This is a genomic window from Pseudomonas sp. HY2-MNA-CIBAN-0224 (assembly GCF_040310285.1).
GTDB lineage: Bacteria > Pseudomonadota > Gammaproteobacteria > Pseudomonadales > Pseudomonadaceae > Aquipseudomonas > Aquipseudomonas helleri.
Window position 1 is genome coordinate 29,000 of the sequence record NZ_JBEOPQ010000048.1, and the last position, 16,403, is coordinate 45,402.

General features: G+C 60.0%; 15 protein-coding genes. 13 read left to right on the forward strand and 2 right to left on the reverse strand.

Translation table 11 applies throughout. The annotated features are described in order from the left end of the window. Positions 1–81: 81 nt before the first annotated feature. Positions 82–1,113 (reverse strand): small ribosomal subunit biogenesis GTPase RsgA, encoded by a 1,032-nt coding sequence (rsgA, locus tag AAEZ03_RS19075; RefSeq protein ID WP_350580746.1) that lies wholly within the window; start codon positions 1,111–1,113, stop codon positions 82–84. A 104-nt stretch (positions 1,114–1,217) separates the two neighbouring features. Between rsgA and orn the strand changes: the two genes are divergently transcribed. Continuing rightward, the gene (orn, locus tag AAEZ03_RS19080) at positions 1,218–1,760 is read left to right on the forward strand and encodes an oligoribonuclease (protein WP_350580748.1); all 543 of its coding nucleotides are present in this window, start codon (positions 1,218–1,220) and stop codon (positions 1,758–1,760) included. A 185-nt stretch (positions 1,761–1,945) separates the two neighbouring features. Continuing rightward, on the forward strand, positions 1,946–2,557 hold the full coding sequence (locus AAEZ03_RS19085) for a trimeric intracellular cation channel family protein (protein ID WP_048366606.1): 612 nt from the start codon (positions 1,946–1,948) through the stop codon (positions 2,555–2,557). Between the two features lie 223 nt (positions 2,558–2,780). Here the strand turns inward: AAEZ03_RS19085 and queG are convergent, their stop codons facing one another. Further along, positions 2,781–3,848: a tRNA epoxyqueuosine(34) reductase QueG gene (gene queG / locus AAEZ03_RS19090; RefSeq protein WP_350580750.1), complete on the reverse strand. Its 1,068-nt coding sequence runs from the start codon at positions 3,846–3,848 to the stop codon at positions 2,781–2,783. A gap of 62 nt (positions 3,849–3,910) precedes the next feature. Between queG and AAEZ03_RS19095 the strand changes: the two genes are divergently transcribed. The 11 genes from AAEZ03_RS19095 to AAEZ03_RS19145 all read left to right on the forward strand — a co-directional run bounded on the left by AAEZ03_RS19095 (position 3,911) and on the right by AAEZ03_RS19145 (position 16,254). Next, positions 3,911–4,771 carry an NAD(P)H-hydrate dehydratase gene (locus AAEZ03_RS19095; protein ID WP_262124798.1) on the forward strand — a complete coding sequence of 287 codons (861 nt, stop codon included), beginning with the start codon at positions 3,911–3,913 and terminating at the stop codon, positions 4,769–4,771. Further along, the gene (gene tsaE / locus AAEZ03_RS19100) at positions 4,759–5,229 is read left to right on the forward strand and encodes a tRNA (adenosine(37)-N6)-threonylcarbamoyltransferase complex ATPase subunit type 1 TsaE (RefSeq protein ID WP_350580753.1); all 471 of its coding nucleotides are present in this window, start codon (positions 4,759–4,761) and stop codon (positions 5,227–5,229) included. Before AAEZ03_RS19095 ends, tsaE begins: the two co-directional genes overlap by 13 nt. Before the next feature lie 2 nt (positions 5,230–5,231). Next, complete coding sequence (locus tag AAEZ03_RS19105) at positions 5,232–6,674, forward strand: N-acetylmuramoyl-L-alanine amidase (protein ID WP_228392679.1); 1,443 nt, start codon at positions 5,232–5,234, stop codon at positions 6,672–6,674. After that, a complete protein-coding gene (gene mutL, locus AAEZ03_RS19110; RefSeq protein ID WP_502947934.1) occupies positions 6,671–8,581 on the forward strand; it encodes a DNA mismatch repair endonuclease MutL in 1,911 nt (636 codons plus the stop codon). The genes AAEZ03_RS19105 and mutL overlap by 4 nt, the downstream gene beginning before the upstream one ends. Then, positions 8,581–9,561, forward strand: a complete 981-nt coding sequence (gene miaA / locus AAEZ03_RS19115) for a tRNA (adenosine(37)-N6)-dimethylallyltransferase MiaA (RefSeq protein WP_350580756.1) — start codon at positions 8,581–8,583, stop codon at positions 9,559–9,561. The genes mutL and miaA overlap by 1 nt, the downstream gene beginning before the upstream one ends. Positions 9,562–9,651: 90 nt before the next feature. Next, positions 9,652–9,912 (forward strand): RNA chaperone Hfq, encoded by a 261-nt coding sequence (gene hfq / locus AAEZ03_RS19120; RefSeq protein ID WP_048366600.1) that lies wholly within the window; start codon positions 9,652–9,654, stop codon positions 9,910–9,912. Between the two features lie 12 nt (positions 9,913–9,924). After that, positions 9,925–11,226 (forward strand): ribosome rescue GTPase HflX, encoded by a 1,302-nt coding sequence (gene hflX, locus AAEZ03_RS19125; protein ID WP_048366599.1) that lies wholly within the window; start codon positions 9,925–9,927, stop codon positions 11,224–11,226. A gap of 96 nt (positions 11,227–11,322) precedes the next feature. Then, positions 11,323–12,507: an FtsH protease activity modulator HflK gene (gene hflK, locus AAEZ03_RS19130; RefSeq protein WP_048366598.1), complete on the forward strand. Its 1,185-nt coding sequence runs from the start codon at positions 11,323–11,325 to the stop codon at positions 12,505–12,507. Further along, positions 12,507–13,379 carry a protease modulator HflC gene (gene hflC / locus AAEZ03_RS19135; RefSeq protein WP_048366597.1) on the forward strand — a complete coding sequence of 291 codons (873 nt, stop codon included), beginning with the start codon at positions 12,507–12,509 and terminating at the stop codon, positions 13,377–13,379. Before hflK ends, hflC begins: the two co-directional genes overlap by 1 nt. Before the next feature lie 343 nt (positions 13,380–13,722). Beyond that, the gene (locus tag AAEZ03_RS19140) at positions 13,723–14,910 is read left to right on the forward strand and encodes an ATP phosphoribosyltransferase regulatory subunit (protein ID WP_048385271.1); all 1,188 of its coding nucleotides are present in this window, start codon (positions 13,723–13,725) and stop codon (positions 14,908–14,910) included. Positions 14,911–14,964: 54 nt separating this feature from the next. Further along, entirely contained in the window at positions 14,965–16,254 is a 1,290-nt protein-coding gene (locus tag AAEZ03_RS19145; RefSeq protein ID WP_048366595.1) for an adenylosuccinate synthase, read from the forward strand. Positions 16,255–16,403 lie beyond the last annotated feature (149 nt).

Sequence of the window (16,403 nt, forward strand, 5' to 3'; positions counted from 1 at the left end):
TCAGACCAGAGAAAATCTGCAGCAACCCCCAATCGGTTCCCTCTCCTTCGGGAGAGGGCCAGGGTGAGGGGCTCTTGATCTTTAGTAACTGCTTTCCGGCAAGCTCGCAATGATCGAACGATAGCTGTTCATGCGCTGTTGCTGCACACGGCCGTCTTCCAGGGCCATCAACAACGCGCAGCCCGGCTCGCGGTCGTGCTTGCAGTCGCGGAAGCGGCAGCGGCCGATCAAATCGTGGAACTCGATAAAGCCCGCCTCAACGTCAGCCCGGCTGACGTGGCCCAGGCCAAATTCACGAATACCCGGTGAGTCGATCAACTGACCGCCGCCCGGGAAGTGGAACAACCGCGCGGTGGTGGTGGTGTGCGTGCCCTGACCGGACAGCTCCGACAGCGGCCCGACCCGCAGGTTGACCTCCGGCAGCAAGCTGTTGACCAGCGAGGATTTACCCACGCCCGATTGCCCCACAAACACGCTGATACGGCCGTTGAGTTGCTCTTGCAACTGCTGCATGCCGTCGCCGTGATGAGCCGATACTTCCAGCACCGGGTAGCCCAACTGGCGATAAACCCCCAGCAGTGCATTCAGAGCGGGTGCGTTTTGATCGTCGATCAAGTCTGCCTTGTTCAGCAGCAGGAACGGACGGATCCCGGCGTGCTCGGCAGCCACCAGGTAACGGTCGATCAGGTTGGCGTGAGGCTCGGGCATTGGCGCGAAGACGATCACGATCATGTCGACGTTGGCCGCGACCGGCTTGAGCTGGCCACGGTTGTCGGGGCGGCACAGTTCGGTTTTGCGCGGCAATTGGGCGACGATCACGCCGATGCCCTGATTGCCTGCGCGCCACACCACGGTGTCACCGGTGACCAGTGCGGGCAGGTTGGCGCGCAAGTGGCAACGGAACGTCTGGCCTTTCAGCTCGCCTTCTTGAGCATCGACTTCGACCTGCACACCGAAGTGCGCGATCACCAGGCCGAGTTGCTCGGGGCCTAAGTCGCCGCCCTCAAGCGCTTCAAGGGCGCTGGATTCGCGTTTGGCGGCGCGGGCAGCGCGCTCGCCCTGGATCTTTTCGATGCGCCAGTTTTGGCGACGATTGAGCTGGCGTTTGGCCATGGGTGTTCCGTGTTGATAACGATAAGAAGGGTAAAACGCTGGCGAGTTTAGCACGTGGGCCGGGCGCCTAAGCTAAACTGCGCGACTAAGCACTGGAGGCCTTTATGAACAACGCGCAGAACCTGATCTGGATCGACCTGGAAATGACCGGCCTTGATCCGGACAACGACGTCATTATCGAAATGGCCACCATCGTCACCGACAGCAACCTCAACACCTTGGCTGAAGGCCCGGTGATTGCCATCCACCACAGCGACGAAGTGCTCGCCCGCATGGACGAATGGAACACCCGCACCCACGGCGCCAGCGGCCTGACCCAGCGGGTCAAGGACAGTACCGTGAGCATGGCCGAAGCCGAAGCGCAGACCCTGGTTTTCCTTGAGCAGTGGGTGCCTAAAGGCAAATCGCCGATCTGTGGCAACAGCATCTGCCAGGACCGGCGTTTTCTGTACACCCACATGAAGGCCCTCGAAAGCTACTTCCACTACCGCAACCTGGACGTCTCGACCCTCAAGGAACTGGTGGCCCGCTGGGCGCCGGAAGTGCGCGATACCCTGGTGAAAAAAGGCACGCACCTGGCACTGGACGACATTCGCGAGTCGATTGCCGAGCTGCAGCATTACCGCAAGCACTTCATCAAGTTTTAAGCGCCCGCCCCTGTAGCCGCTGCCGCAGGCTGCGATGGGCTGCGCAGCGGCCCCCGCTTTTAAGATTCAAAGAGAAGGTCCTTCGGCCCTTATCGCAGCCTGCGGCAGCGGCTACAAAAATACGCCCCCTTTTGGTGCTCTCAGCAACTGAGTAGACTGCGCGCCTCATTGCAAGGATCGCCGCCATGTTGCTGATGCTCTATTTAGTTGCCATTACTGCTGAAGCCATGACCGGCGCGCTGTCTGCCGGGCGTCGGGGCATGGACTGGTTTGGTGTGGTGCTGATTGCCTGCGTCACCGCGCTGGGCGGCGGTTCGGTCCGTGATGTGCTGCTGGGGCATTACCCGCTGACGTGGGTTAAACACCCGGAATACCTGGTGCTCACCACCTTTGCCGCGTTGGTGACGATTTTTATCGCACCGCTGATGCGCCATTTGCGTTCACTGTTTTTGGTGCTCGATGCGCTGGGGCTGGTGGCGTTTACCCTGATCGGCTGCATGACCGCCCTGGAAATGGGCCAGGGCATGCTGGTGGCGTCGGTGAGCGGGGTGATAACCGGCGTGTTTGGCGGCATCCTGCGTGACATCTTCTGCAACGACATCCCGCTGATCTTCCGTCGCGAACTCTACGCCAGCGTGTCCTTCGCGGCCGCGTGGTGCTTTTTGCTGTGCACCTACCTGAACATGCCCAACGAACAGGCGATCTTCGTCACCTTGTTCGGTGGGCTCTTGCTGCGCCTGCTGGCGATTCGCTTTAACTGGGAAATGCCCAAGTTCGTGTACAACGACGAGCATTAATCGGCCAGCAGCGAATCCACCAGCGCGCGGGCCGTCTCCATGTTGTGAATGACCTGCCAGAGTTACTCGGCCTCAATGCCTGGCAGGTGGGTGTTGGGGATTATGTGGGAATTGCAGGCATTCCCTTGTGGGAGCGGGCTTGCTCGCGATGCAGGCTACGCGGTGAGTCAGGTGTTATGCGTCGATGCCATCGCGAGTAAGCCCGCTCCCACAGAGTTCTGCTTCATACTCGCTCAGCATGCTGCTTGAGCGCCCATTCCACATGCTCTTGCACCAGCTCAGACGGGTACTCACGCCGGGCTTTCAACGCTTCCAGCACCGGAATCGTTGAAGGCGCGTTGCCCAGCCCCACCGCCAAGTTGCGCAGCCAGCGCTCGTAACCGGCCCGGCGCAGGGGCGAGCCTTCGGTGCTGCTCAAAAATTTGTCTTCGTCCCACATGAACAATTCGGCCAGCTCGGCGTTGTCCAGGTTGTGGCGGGGCTTGAAGTCGCCCTCGCCGGTCGCGCGGGCGAAGCGGTTCCACGGGCAGACGATCTGGCAGTCATCGCAGCCAAACACCCGGTTGCCCATCATTGAGCGCAGTTCTTCCGGGATCGCGGTTTTAAGCTCGATGGTCAGGTACGAAATGCACCGCCGCGCATCCAGCACATACGGCCCCACAAACGCCTTGGTCGGGCAAATGTCCAGGCATGCGCTGCAGCGCCCGCAGTGTTCGGTGGTGTGGGGCTCGTCCTCGGGCAGCGGTATGTCGACAAACAGTTCACTTAAAAAGAAGTAACTGCCCGCCTTGCGGTTGAGCACCAGGGTGTTTTTGCCGATCCAGCCCAGCCCGGCTTTTTGCGCGATGGCTTTTTCCAGCACCGGGGCGCTGTCAACGAAGGCGCGAAAGCCGAACGGGCCTATTTCGGCCTGAATGCGGTCAGCCAACTGTTGCACGCGTTTGCGGATCAGCTTGTGGTAGTCGCGGCCCAGGGCGTAACGCGATACGTAGGCTTTTTCGGGTTGGGCCAGCAATTGCGCCATGTGCGTGTCGCCGGGCAGGTAGTCCATGCGCAACGACACCACGCGCAAGGTGCCGGGCACCAGCTCTTCGGGGTGCGAACGTTTGCTGCCGTGGGCGCCCATGTATTCCATGTCGCCGTGGTAGCCAGCGGCCAGCCAGCGTTCAAGGTGTTGCTCGTGTTCCCCCAGATCAAGGCCGGCAATGGCGACTTGTTGAAAGCCCAACTCACGGCCCCATTCCTTGATGGACTGAGCGAGAGCGGGGAGGTCGGCAGTAATAGCAGGCATGAGGCAAGAGAAACCAGAGCTGAGATGCGTATAATTCTGCCAGACATCGGAGCCCGACACGCATGCCGCAGACCAAACACCTCTTTGCTGACTCCCAACCGCTGCTGGCAGACACCCTGCCACGCCTGCCTGCACGTGCGCCCGACGCCCATAAAGGCCAGTTCGGCCATGTGCTGCTGATTGGCGGTGACCGGGGTTTTGGCGGCTCCATTACCCTCAGCGCCCAGAGCGCCTTACGCTGTGGTGCCGGACTGGTGTCACTGGCTACCCGCCCGGAGCATGTACCGGCTGCCTTGACCCGCTTGCCCGAGGTGATGACCCTCGGCGTGTCGTCGGCCAACCAGTTAATGGGCGTGCTGGCGCAAGCCAGCGTGGTTGTGGTGGGGCCGGGGTTGGGGCAGGCCGCGTGGGGGCGCAGCTTGCTGTCGGCGGCGGCTCAGGCAAAAAAGCCACAAGTCTGGGATGCCGATGCGCTCAATCTGTTGTCCAACGCTGACTGTGCGCTGCCAGCAGGCTGCGTGCTCACCCCGCACCCCGGCGAAGCCGCGCGTTTGTTGGGGTTGAGCACTGAACAGGTGCAGGCAGATCGCCCGGCGGCGGCTCGTGCGCTGGTTAAAAAATACTCAGCGGTGTGCGTTCTTAAGGGGGCAGGCACGCTGATTGCCGGGCTGGAGGGCCAATTGGCGCTGTGTACGCAGGGGCATCCGGCCATGGCCACGGCCGGTTTGGGCGACGTGCTGGCCGGTGTGGTCGGCGCGCTGCTGGCGCAGGGCATGAGCGCCTTTGATGCTGCATGCCTGGCGGTGTGGCTGCATGCCCGCGCCGGCGAACAACAAGGACAATTGGGCCGTGGGCTGGCGGCCAGTGATTTGATACCAGCCATTCGTCAGTTGTTGGAGGAGCAAACACCGTGTCTGAATTAACACTGCATCTGGCGGATGAAGAGGCCATGGTCGCCTTTGGCGGGCATTTGGCCCGCATCACCCAGGGGCATGGGCTGATTTTTCTGGAAGGGGATTTGGGCGCGGGTAAAACCACCCTGTCTCGCGGCATTATTCGCGGCCTGGGCCACACCGGCGCGGTTAAAAGCCCGACGTTTACCCTGGTTGAACCCTACGAAATTGGCGACATCCGCGCATTTCACTTCGACCTTTATCGCCTGGTTGACCCGGAAGAGTTGGAATATATGGGGATTCGCGACTATTTCGACGAAGACGCCCTATGCTTGATTGAGTGGCCCCAACAAGGTGCAGGCTTTTTGCCAAAGGCCGACCTGACCATTACCATTAGGCCGCATAACACCGGGCGCGCGCTGAAGCTGTCGCCCCAAGGCTCGCGTGGCGAGGCTTGGTGTGCCGCAGTGGCGCTGGAATACAAATAATGATGGGGTTTGGTATGCGCTTTCGCGCGTTAGTGAGTGTCGTGGGTCTGTTGCTGAGTGTCATGGCGGTTAATGCCATAGCAGCGACACAAGTGAAAAGCGTGCGTTTGTGGCGTGCCCCGGACAACACGCGGCTGGTGTTTGACCTGACCGGCCCGGTGCAGCACAGCGTGTTCACGCTGACGGCGCCTGACCGTCTGGTGATTGATATCAACGGTGCAACCCTGGCCGGGCCGCTGAATGTGGCCACGGCCAATACGCCGATCACCAGCATGCGCTCGGCGCAGCGCACACCGACCGACCTGCGGGTGGTCATCGACCTGAAAAAACCGGTCACCCCCAAAAGCTTTGTGCTGGCCCCTAACGCCCAATACGGCAATCGCCTGGTGGTCGATTTGTTCGACCAGGGCGCAGACCTGACGCCAAGCCTGCCCGCCACGACAGTGGCCAAGGTGCCTGTGGTGCCGGTCCCGGTCCCTGTTCCGGTCACGCCTGCCCAGCCTGATATCAAGCTGCCGCCGGTGCCGAGCGGTAAGCGCGAAATTGTTGTGGTGATCGACCCCGGCCACGGCGGTGAAGACCCGGGTGCTTCGGGTTCTGCGGGCCAACACGAAAAGAACGTGGTGCTGGCGATTGCCAAAGAGTTGCAGCGCCAGATCAACGGCATGCGCGGCTTTCGGGCTGAGCTGACCCGTACCGGCGACTATTTCATCCCGTTGCGTGGCCGTACCGAAATCGCCCGTAAAAAGGGTGCCGACCTGTTTGTGTCGATTCACGCTGACGCTGCGCCGTCGAAGGCGGCGTTTGGTGCATCGGTGTTTGCCTTGTCTGAACGCGGCGCCACGTCCGAGACGGCGCGCTGGCTGGCTGACAGCGAAAACCGTTCTGACTTGATCGGCGGCGCGGGCAACGTGAGCCTCGATGACAAAGACAAAATGCTCGCAGGCGTATTGCTCGACCTGTCGATGACCGCCTCGCTGACCTCCAGCCTCAACGTCGGCCAGAAGGTTCTGAGCAACATCGGCCGGGTCACGCCGTTGCACAAGCAGCGCGTGGAGCAGGCCGGGTTTATGGTGCTCAAGTCGCCGGATATCCCGTCGATCCTCGTGGAAACCGGATTTATCTCGAACGCCAACGAAGCCTCGAAACTGTCCTCGGCCAGCCATCAGCAGGCGCTGGCGCGTTCGATCAGCAGTGGCGTGCGCCAGTTCTTCCAGCAAAACCCGCCACCGGGCACCTACATTGCCTGGCTACGTGACACTGGCAAAATCGCCCAAGGGGCCCGTGAACACACGGTTCGCCCTGGCGAAACCCTGGCGATGATTGCGGTGCGTTACCAAGTGGGCGTGGCGACGCTGCGCTCCACCAACGGCTTGAAAAGCGATGAACTGAAAATCGGTCAAAACTTGAGCATTCCGGCCACTGAGCTGGTGACCAAGCAATGAGTGATGAGGTGATGAACAGCGCCCGCATTGAACTGCTTAGCCCGCGGCTGGCTAACCAGATTGCCGCGGGTGAAGTGGTTGAGCGCCCGGCCTCGGTGATCAAAGAGTTGCTGGAAAACAGCCTCGACTCGGGCGCCAAGCGCATTGACGTGGACGTCGAGCAGGCCGGGATCAAGCTGCTGCGGGTGCGTGACGACGGCAGCGGTATCTCCAGTGACGACTTGCCGCTGGCGCTGGCGCGACACGCCACTAGCAAGATCCGCGACCTCGAAGACCTTGAGCGGGTGATGAGCCTGGGCTTTCGGGGCGAGGCGCTGGCATCGATCAGTTCGGTGGCCCGCCTGACCCTGACCTCGCGCACCCGTGGCGCCGAGCAGGCGTGGCAGGTCGAAACCGAAGGCCGCGACATGGCCCCGCGGGTTCAGCCAGCGGCGCACCCGGTGGGCACGTCGGTTGAAGTGCGCGACCTGTTTTTCAACACCCCGGCGCGGCGCAAATTCCTCAAGACCGAAAAAACCGAATTCGATCACCTGCAAGAAGTGATCAAGCGTCTGGCTTTGGCGCGTTTTGATGTGGCGTTCAACTTGCGCCACAACGGCAAAAGTATTCTCAATCTGCATGAAGCTCGCGACGCCACGGCCCGCGCCCGGCGTGTGGCGGCGGTGTGTGGCCCTGCGTTTCTGGAGCAGGCGCTGCCCATCGAGGTCGAGCGTAACGGCCTGCATTTGTGGGGCTGGGTGGGCTTGCCGACGTTTTCTCGCAGCCAGGCCGACTTGCAGTACTTCTATGTGAATGGCCGTGCGGTGCGCGACAAGCTGGTGGCGCACGCGGTGCGTCAGGCGTACCGCGATGTGCTGTTCAATGGTCGGCACCCGACCTTTGTGCTGTTTTTTGAAGTCGACCCGTCGGTGGTCGACGTCAACGTGCACCCGACCAAACACGAAGTGCGTTTCCGTGACGGGCGCATGGTGCACGACTTTTTGTACGGCACGCTGCACCGCGCGCTGGGCGACGTACGCCCCGAAGACCAATTGGCCGCGCCTGCGCCGGTGCCGGGGGCTGAACGCCCGACCGGGATCGAAGCCGGTGAGTTCGGCCCACAAGGCGAGATGCGCCTGGCCGCGCACCTGCTGGAGCAGCCTCAGGCTGCACCGGCTGCGCACGTACCGGGTTCCGGCGCGGGGGCGGGTTATCAGTCTTACTACCGGCCGCCGACTTCCGGGCCGTCCATGGCGACCGCCGAAGCCAAAAATGCCTACCGCGAGTTTTTCGCGCCATTGCCCGAGGCCACGGCGGCGCCGATGCCTGAGGGGCAGGGTGATATTCCGCCATTGGGCTTTGCCCTGGCGCAGCTCAAGGGTATCTATATCCTTGCGGAAAACGCCCACGGCCTGGTGCTGGTGGACATGCACGCGGCCCACGAGCGGATCATGTACGAGCGCCTCAAAATCGCCATGGCCAGCGAAGGCCTGAGCGGCCAACCGCTGCTGGTGCCTGAGTCGATTGCGGTCAGCCAGCGTGAAGCCGATTGCGCCGAAGAGCACGGCGAATGGTTCCGTCGCCTGGGCTTCGAGTTGCAGCGCTTGGGCCCGGAGACTCTGGCCATTCGCCAGATCCCGGCCTTGCTCAAGCAGGCCGAGGCGCAGCGCCTGGTGCATGACGTGCTGGCCGACTTGATGGAATACGGCACCAGTGACCGGATCCAGGCGCACCTCAACGAATTGCTCGGCACTATGGCGTGCCACGGCGCGATCCGGGCCAATCGGCGTTTGGCCATCCCGGAAATGAACGGCTTGTTGCGGGACATGGAAAACACCGAGCGCAGCGGTCAGTGCAATCATGGTCGTCCCACCTGGACCCAAATGGGCCTGGACGACTTGGACAAACTCTTTTTGCGCGGTCGCTGATGACAGGTTCCAAGGCTTTACCCCCGGCCATCTTTTTGATGGGCCCCACCGCCGCAGGCAAGACGGATCTGGCGATCGAGCTGAGCAAGGTGCTGCCCTGTGAGCTGGTCAGCGTGGATTCGGCGCTGGTGTATCGCGGCATGGACATCGGCACGGCCAAGCCGTCCAAAGATATTCTGGCGGCGCATCCGCACCGGTTGATCGACATCATTGATCCGGCCGAGAGCTATTCGGCAGCTGATTTTCGCCGCGATGCGTTGCAATCCATGGCCGAGATCACCGCACGGGGCAATATCCCGCTGCTGGTGGGCGGCACGATGTTGTATTACAAAGCGTTGCTTGAAGGCCTGGCCGACATGCCGGCCGCCGACCCGCAGGTGCGTGCGCAACTTGAAGAAGAAGCCCAGCGCCTTGGCTGGCAGGCGCTGCACGATCAGTTGGCAGCGGTCGACCCGGAGTCGGCGGCGCGTATTCACCCCAATGACCCGCAGCGTCTGACCCGGGCGTTAGAGGTGTATCGGGTGAGCGGCCTGAGCATGACGGCCCACCGGCACAAACAATCTGAAGAATCTACTAAAGCAGCAGCTTCTGGCGGCGGCCAATTGCCCTATACTGTCGCCCAACTGGCCATCGCTCCGGCGAACCGGCAGGTGCTGCATGACAGAATCGCGCAAAGATTCATGCAAATGCTGGAACAGGGATTCATCGACGAGGTCTTAGCCCTGCGAGATAGAAGTGACCTGCACGCCGGGTTGCCGTCTATACGTTCAGTGGGCTACCGCCAAGTCTGGGATTATCTGGACGGCAAGCTGACAGCGACCGAGATGCAGGAGCGCGGCATCATTGCTACGCGCCAATTGGCCAAACGTCAGTTCACCTGGTTGCGCGGTTGGGATGATCTACATTGGCTGGACAGCCTGGACTGCGACAATCTGCCGCGCGCCTTGAAATACTTGGGATCGGTCTCCATATTGAGCTGAGTCCCGGAAATTGCCGTCTATCCTATGGGTATGGCGACATCGCCATCTAATTTTTGTATCTATTTTTTTATCCTTACAGGAGTGCGGCACATGTCAAAAGGGCATTCGCTACAAGACCCTTACTTGAATACTTTGCGTAAAGAGAAGGTTGGCGTTTCCATCTACCTGGTCAACGGTATCAAGCTGCAGGGGACTATCGAGTCGTTCGACCAGTTCGTGATCCTGCTGAAAAACACCGTGAGCCAAATGGTTTACAAACACGCTATCTCGACAGTCGTCCCAGTACGTCCGATCCGTCTGCCTAGCGCGAGCGAATCTGATCTGGCAGACGCTGAGCCAGGTAACGCTTGATAGGAGTCTCCTTTGTTCTTTGAGCGCCACGGTGGTGGTGAGCGGGCGATCCTCGTTCACTTGGAAGTTCAGGACCCTGAGGCGCACGAAGATCCGCAGGAGTTCCAGGAGTTAGCAGTATCGGCTGGCGCCGAGACCGTCGCGTTTTTCAACGTGCCGCGTCATCGGCCTTCGGCCAAGTACCTGATTGGCAGTGGCAAGGTCGAGGAGTTGCGCGACCTGGTCAAGGCCGAGAAGGTCGACATTGTGATTTTCAATCACGTCCTCACGCCCAGTCAGGAGCGTAACCTCGAACGCGTGTTCGAGTGTCGCGTGCTTGACCGTACCGGGCTGATTCTCGACATCTTCGCTCAACGCGCCCGTACCCATGAAGGCAAGCTGCAGGTCGAACTGGCCCAGCTTGATCACATGAGCACGCGTCTTGTGCGCGGCTGGACCCACCTTGAGCGTCAAGGTGGCGGCATTGGTATGCGCGGGCCGGGTGAAACCCAGCTCGAAACCGACCGCCGTCTGTTGCGTATACGCATCAGCCAGATCAAGTCGCGTCTGAAAAAAGTCCGCAGCCAACGTGAACAGTCCCGTAGAGGGCGCCAACGCGCCGATATTCCTACGGTGTCGCTGGTGGGGTATACCAACGCCGGTAAGTCCACGTTGTTCAACGCGGTCACTCAGTCAGACGTATTTGCCGCAGACCAGTTGTTCGCCACGCTCGACCCGACCTTGCGCCGCGTTGACCTGGACGACCTGGGGCCGATCGTACTGGCCGATACCGTGGGCTTTATTCGTCACTTGCCGCACAAGCTTGTTGAAGCATTCCGGTCTACGCTCGAAGAGTCGAGCAATTCGGATTTGCTGCTGCACGTGATCGACGCGCATGAGCCCGAGCGCATGCAGCAGATCGAACAGGTGATGATCGTCCTCAACGAGATTGGCGCGCAGGACTTGCCGATCCTTGAGGTCTACAACAAAATCGATTTGCTTGAAGGTGTAGAGCCGCAGATCCAGCGTGATGCCGATGGCAAACCGCAGCGGGTCTGGTTGTCGGCCCGTGAAAACCAAGGTCTGGAGCTGCTTGAGCAGGCCATTGCCGAGTTGCTGGGCAGTGATTTGTTCGTTGGCACCTTGCGCTTGCCGCAACGTTTTGCTCGACTGCGTGCACAGTTCTTCGAACTGGGGGTTGTGCAAAAAGAAGCGCATGACGATGAGGGCTCCAGTTTGTTGGACGTACGCCTGCCGCGTTCCGAGCTCAATCGCTTGGTCAGCCGTGAAGGGATGCAACCGCTGGAATTCATCGAAGAACACACTTTGCAATAAAAGCCTCCTAAAGCGGCCGTGCCGCTGTGGTAGGCATTCTGTAGCATTGGTCGGCGCGCCGTGGGCGCGTCTTTGCTTTATCAGATGGAGAGCGCTATGGCTTGGAATGAGCCGGGTGGCAACTCGAACAATCAAGATCCCTGGGGTAGCAAACGCCCTAAAAATGGCGACCGCAAGGGACCACCGGATCTCGACGAGGCCTTCCGAAAGCTGCAGGAAAGCCTGAATGGGTTGTTCGGTGGTGGAAAAAAACGTACCGGTGGCGGTGGCAACGAAGGTGGCTCAGGCGGTAAGAGCGCCGGCTTCGGTGTGCTCGGCCTGGTACTGGTCGTTATGGCAGCCGTCTGGCTGTACAGCGCGGTTTATGTGGTCGACGAGCAGGAGCAAGCCGTCGTGCTGCGCCTGGGCAAGTACTACGACACGGTAGGTCCGGGTCTGAACATCTACTTGCCGCCGTTCGATAAAAAGTACATGGAAAACGTAACGCGTGAGCGTGCGTACACCAAGCAGGGCCAGATGCTCACTGAAGACGAAAACATCGTCGAAGTGCCGCTGACCGTGCAGTACAAGATCAGCAACCTGCGCGACTACGTGCTGAACGTTGATCAACCGGAAGTCAGCCTGCAGCAAGCCACAGACAGTGCCTTGCGTCACGTCGTGGGTTCCACGTCGATGGACCAGGTGTTGACCGATGGCCGTGAACAAATGGCCGTAGAGATCAAGGAGCGCCTGCAGCGTTTCCTCGATACCTACAAAACCGGTATTACGGTGACTCAGGTCAACGTACAAAACGCTGCTGCACCGCGTGAAGTACAAGAAGCCTTTGACGACGTGATCCGTGCCCGTGAAGACGAGCAGCGTGCCCGCAACCAGGCCGAAAGCTACGCCAATGGCGTGGTGCCGGAAGCCCGTGGTCAGGCACAGCGCATCATCGAAGATGCCAACGGTTACCGCGATGAAGTGGTATCTCGCGCCAAGGGTGAAGCTGACCGCTTTACCAAGCTGGTGGCCGAGTACCGCAAAAATCCTGACGTGACCCGTGACCGTCTGTACCTGGACACCATGCAGGATGTCTTCAGCAACACCAGCAAAGTACTCGTGACCGGCAACAAAAACGGCCAGAGCAACCTGCTGTACTTGCCGTTGGACAAAATGATTGAAGGCCGTACTGGCGGCAGCAACTCGGTAACGGGTTCGGCAGCTGCGGCGAGCAGTTCTGATGCTGGCACGCACATCAACACGGATCTGCCGACACCACCGCGTACCAGGGAGAGTCGCTGATGAGCAATAAATCGCTGGTCGCCCTTATTGTTGCCGTTGTTGTGGCGATCGTTGCCTGGAACAGCTTCTACATCGTCTCGCAAACCGAACGTGCCGTGCTGTTGCGCTTCGGCCGTGTGGTTCAGGCCGATGTTCAGCCAGGCCTGCACGTGAAGATCCCTTACGTTAACCAGGTGCGTAAGTTTGACGCCCGCCTGATGACGCTGGATGCGCCGACGCAGCGTTTCCTGACGCTGGAAAAGAAAGCGGTCATGGTCGATGCTTTCGCCAAGTGGCGTGTGAAAGATGCCGAGCGCTTCTACACCGCGACTTCGGGCATGAAGCAGATTGCTGACGAGCGCCTGTCGCGTCGTCTGGAATCGGGCCTGCGTGACCAGTTCGGTAAGCGCACCCTGCACGAAGTGGTGTCGGGTGAGCGTGATGCATTGATGGCTGACATCACCGCATCGCTGAACAAAATGGCTGAGAAAGAGCTGGGTATTGAAGTGGTCGACGTTCGCGTCAAGGCTATTGACTTGCCCAAAGAAGTAAACCGCAGCGTTTTCGAACGTATGAGCACCGAGCGTGAGCGTGAAGCACGTGAGCATCGGGCCAAGGGTAACGAACTGGCAGAAGGCATTCGTGCTGACGCCGACCGTCAACGTCGTGTTCTGCTGGCCGAGGCTTATCGCCAGTCCGAAGAAGCACGTGGTGATGGCGATGCCCAGGCTGCTGCGATTTACTCCAAGGCTTACGGTCAGGACCAGGAGTTCTACAAGTTCTATCGCAGCCTGCGCGCTTACCGCGAAAGCTTTGCGAACAAGAGCGATGTACTGGTTCTGGACCCAAGCAGCGAGTTCTTCCGCTACCTGGACAAGTCCAAGCCGCAGTAAACCTGTAGGAGCGAGCTTGCCTCGCGATCTTTTGATCTTGAAAGCTCGCTCCTGCAGCAAAAAAGCATCCTGTACACGCACTCCGCCGGGCGGGCAAATTGCCTCGCGGGGTGATCCTTTTAGAAAACGTGTGTATGATGCGGCAGCCGGGAAATTCCCGGCTTTTTTGCGTCTGCATGTTTGATTGACCGAATGGCTGTGACAGCATCGGTAGATTTTTCGAGGAATGTGCTGAGCCTGTCATTCAGGCTTTTTTGCTGTGCGCGCTAAAGACGCAGCCACGTTCTGCTTTACTCAAGGCTTGCCTGCTGGCTGGCCACCCGGATCATAGGGGAATGGCGTAATGGCAACGGTAGACCGCTGGCTTCTGCCAGATGGCATCGAAGAAGTACTTCCACCAGAAGCTGCGCGCATTGAAGTCGCGCGGCGTCAGGTGTTGGATCTGTTCCAGAGCTGGGGCTATGAGTTCGTCGTCACCCCGCATATCGAATACCTGGAGTCCCTGCTGACAGGGGCTGGCCAGGATCTCGACCTGCGGACCTTTAAGGTTATTGACCCCAAGACGGGTCGCCAGATGGGTTTTCGTGCCGACATCACGCCGCAAGTGGCGCGCATTGATGCGCATACCTTGCGTCATGAAGGCCCGAGCCGTCTGTGCTACGCCGGTAGCGTTCTGCATGCTCAACCGCGTGCATTGTCGTCCTCGCGCAGCCCGATCCAGTTGGGCGCCGAGTTGTATGGCGATGCCAGCCCGAGCAGCGACGTAGAAGTCATCAGCTTGATGCTGGCCATGCTGCAACTGGCCGATGTGCCGGATGTGCACATGGACCTGGGGCATGTCGGCATTTACCGTGGGCTGGCCCGTGCGGCCAACCTGTCGGTTGAAGTGGAACAACAATTGTTCGACGCTCTGCAACGCAAGGCGATCGACGAAGTAACAGCCTTGACCGAAGGTTTGCCGGCCGATCTGGCCGACATGCTTCAGGCATTGGTGGGTTTGTGTGGCGGCCGTGAAGTGCTGGTTGCTGCGCGTGAGCGTCTGGCCAAGGCTCCGGCTGAGGTGATGGCCGCTCTGGACGACTTGCAGGCCATTGCCGAGCGGTTGTCGGTGCGTTTCCCGCAGTTGCCGCTGTATTTTGACCTGGGTGAGTTGCGTGGGTATCACTACCACACAGGTGTGGTGTTTGCGGTGTTTGTTCCGGGCGTTGGGGATTCCATCGCCCAGGGCGGTCGTTATGACGATATCGGTGCTGTGTTTGGGCGTGCCCGTCCGGCGACCGGTTTTTCGACCGATTTGAAAACCCTGGTAACCCTGGGGCGTGCTGAGGTTCAGCTACCGTCTGGCGGTATCTGGATGCCTGACAGCACAGATGCGGCACTCTGGCAGCAGGTTTGCCAGCTTCGCAGTGAAGGTCAGCGTGTGGTTCAGGCATTGCCTGGCCAGCCACAGACCGCCGCCCGTGATGCGGACTGCGACCGCCAATTGATTCAGCAGAACGGCTTGTGGCACGTCGTGCCGCTGGCTTCTTGAGTTTTCCTGCCGGCGGTTGCCGGCACCAAGTTTGCGCGAATGAGGACAAGTGTTATGGGTAAGAATGTCGTAGTCCTGGGCACCCAGTGGGGTGATGAGGGCAAAGGCAAGATCGTTGATCTGCTGACCGAACATGCTGCCGCTGTAGTGCGCTACCAAGGTGGCCACAACGCTGGCCACACCTTGGTGATCGACGGCGAAAAAACCGTTCTGCACCTGATTCCGTCGGGCGTATTGCGCGAAGGCGTGCAGTGCCTGATCGGCAACGGTGTGGTGGTTGCTCCAGACGCTCTGTTGCGTGAAATCATCAAGCTGGAAGAGAAAGGCGTACCGGTGCGTGAGCGCCTGCGTATCAGCCCGTCCTGCCCGCTGATCCTGTCGTTCCACGTTGCACTGGACCAGGCCCGTGAAAAAGCCCGTGGCGAGCTGAAGATCGGTACAACCGGTCGCGGCATTGGCCCGGCATACGAAGACAAGGTTGCACGTCGCGGTCTGCGCGTTGGCGATCTGCTGAACATGCCGCGTTTTGAAGCCAAACTGCGTGAACTGGTGGATTACCACAACTTCATGCTGGTGGGTTACTACAAAGACACCGCCATCGACTTCGACAAGACGCTGGCCGAGTGCAAAGAATACGCTGAGCTGCTCAAGCCGCTGATGCTGGACGTGACCGCTGAGCTGCACGACCTGCGTCGCGCTGGCAAAGACATCATGTTCGAAGGCGCTCAAGGTTCGCTGCTGGACATCGACCACGGTACCTACCCGTACGTGACCAGCTCCAACACCACCGCGGGTGGCGTTGCGACCGGTTCGGGCGTTGGCCCGATGTTCTTGGACTACATCCTGGGCATCACCAAGGCTTACACCACTCGCGTGGGGTCGGGCCCGTTCCCGACTGAGTTGTTCGACGACGTCGGCGCTCACCTGGCCAAGCAAGGTCACGAGTTCGGTGCAACCACCGGCCGTGCCCGTCGTTGCGGCTGGTTCGACGCCGTTATCCTGCGTCGCGCTATCGACGTGAACAGCATCTCGGGCATCTGCCTGACCAAGCTGGACGTACTCGACGGTCTGGAAACCATCAACATCTGCGTTGGCTACAAAGATGCAGACGGCAACGAAGTGGCGCCAACCGACGCTGACAGCTACGTAGGCCTGCAGCCTGTGTACGAAGAAGTACCGGGCTGGACTGAATCGACCGTGGGTGCCAAAACCCTGGAAGAGCTGCCAGAAAACGCCCGTGCTTACATCAAGCGCGTAGAAGCACTGATCGGCGCGCCGATCGACATCGTCTCGACAGGTCCGGACCGCAACGAAACCATCGTTCTGCGTCACCCGTTCGCGTAACACTTCGCGATGCAAAACAAAGGGCCCTTCGGGGCCCTTTGTTGTTTTAGCCCTCTGTAGGAGCGAGCTTGCCTCGCGATCTGTTGATCTTGATCTGGTTTTTGATCTTGATCTAAGAGGCCCCGTTAAACCACGCTGGCCGAACGCAG

Excerpts from the sequence above, each read along its gene's own strand:
- orn (WP_350580748.1), top strand. The coding sequence starts at position 1,218 with ATGAACAACGCGCAGAACCTGATCTGGATCGACCTGGAAATGACCGGC.
- hfq (WP_048366600.1), top strand. The coding sequence starts at position 9,652 with ATGTCAAAAGGGCATTCGCTACAAGACCCTTACTTGAATACTTTGCGT.
- AAEZ03_RS19105 (WP_228392679.1), top strand. The coding sequence starts at position 5,232 with ATGGGGTTTGGTATGCGCTTTCGCGCGTTAGTGAGTGTCGTGGGTCTG.
- AAEZ03_RS19145 (WP_048366595.1), top strand. The coding sequence starts at position 14,965 with ATGGGTAAGAATGTCGTAGTCCTGGGCACCCAGTGGGGTGATGAGGGC.
- AAEZ03_RS19095 (WP_262124798.1), top strand. The coding sequence starts at position 3,911 with ATGCCGCAGACCAAACACCTCTTTGCTGACTCCCAACCGCTGCTGGCA.
- queG (WP_350580750.1), bottom strand. The coding sequence starts at position 3,848 with ATGCCTGCTATTACTGCCGACCTCCCCGCTCTCGCTCAGTCCATCAAG.
- rsgA (WP_350580746.1), bottom strand. The coding sequence starts at position 1,113 with ATGGCCAAACGCCAGCTCAATCGTCGCCAAAACTGGCGCATCGAAAAG.
- hflK (WP_048366598.1), top strand. The coding sequence starts at position 11,323 with ATGGCTTGGAATGAGCCGGGTGGCAACTCGAACAATCAAGATCCCTGG.
- AAEZ03_RS19085 (WP_048366606.1), top strand. The coding sequence starts at position 1,946 with ATGTTGCTGATGCTCTATTTAGTTGCCATTACTGCTGAAGCCATGACC.
- miaA (WP_350580756.1), top strand. The coding sequence starts at position 8,581 with ATGACAGGTTCCAAGGCTTTACCCCCGGCCATCTTTTTGATGGGCCCC.
- hflC (WP_048366597.1), top strand. The coding sequence starts at position 12,507 with ATGAGCAATAAATCGCTGGTCGCCCTTATTGTTGCCGTTGTTGTGGCG.
- AAEZ03_RS19140 (WP_048385271.1), top strand. The coding sequence starts at position 13,723 with ATGGCAACGGTAGACCGCTGGCTTCTGCCAGATGGCATCGAAGAAGTA.
- mutL (WP_502947934.1), top strand. The coding sequence starts at position 6,671 with ATGAGTGATGAGGTGATGAACAGCGCCCGCATTGAACTGCTTAGCCCG.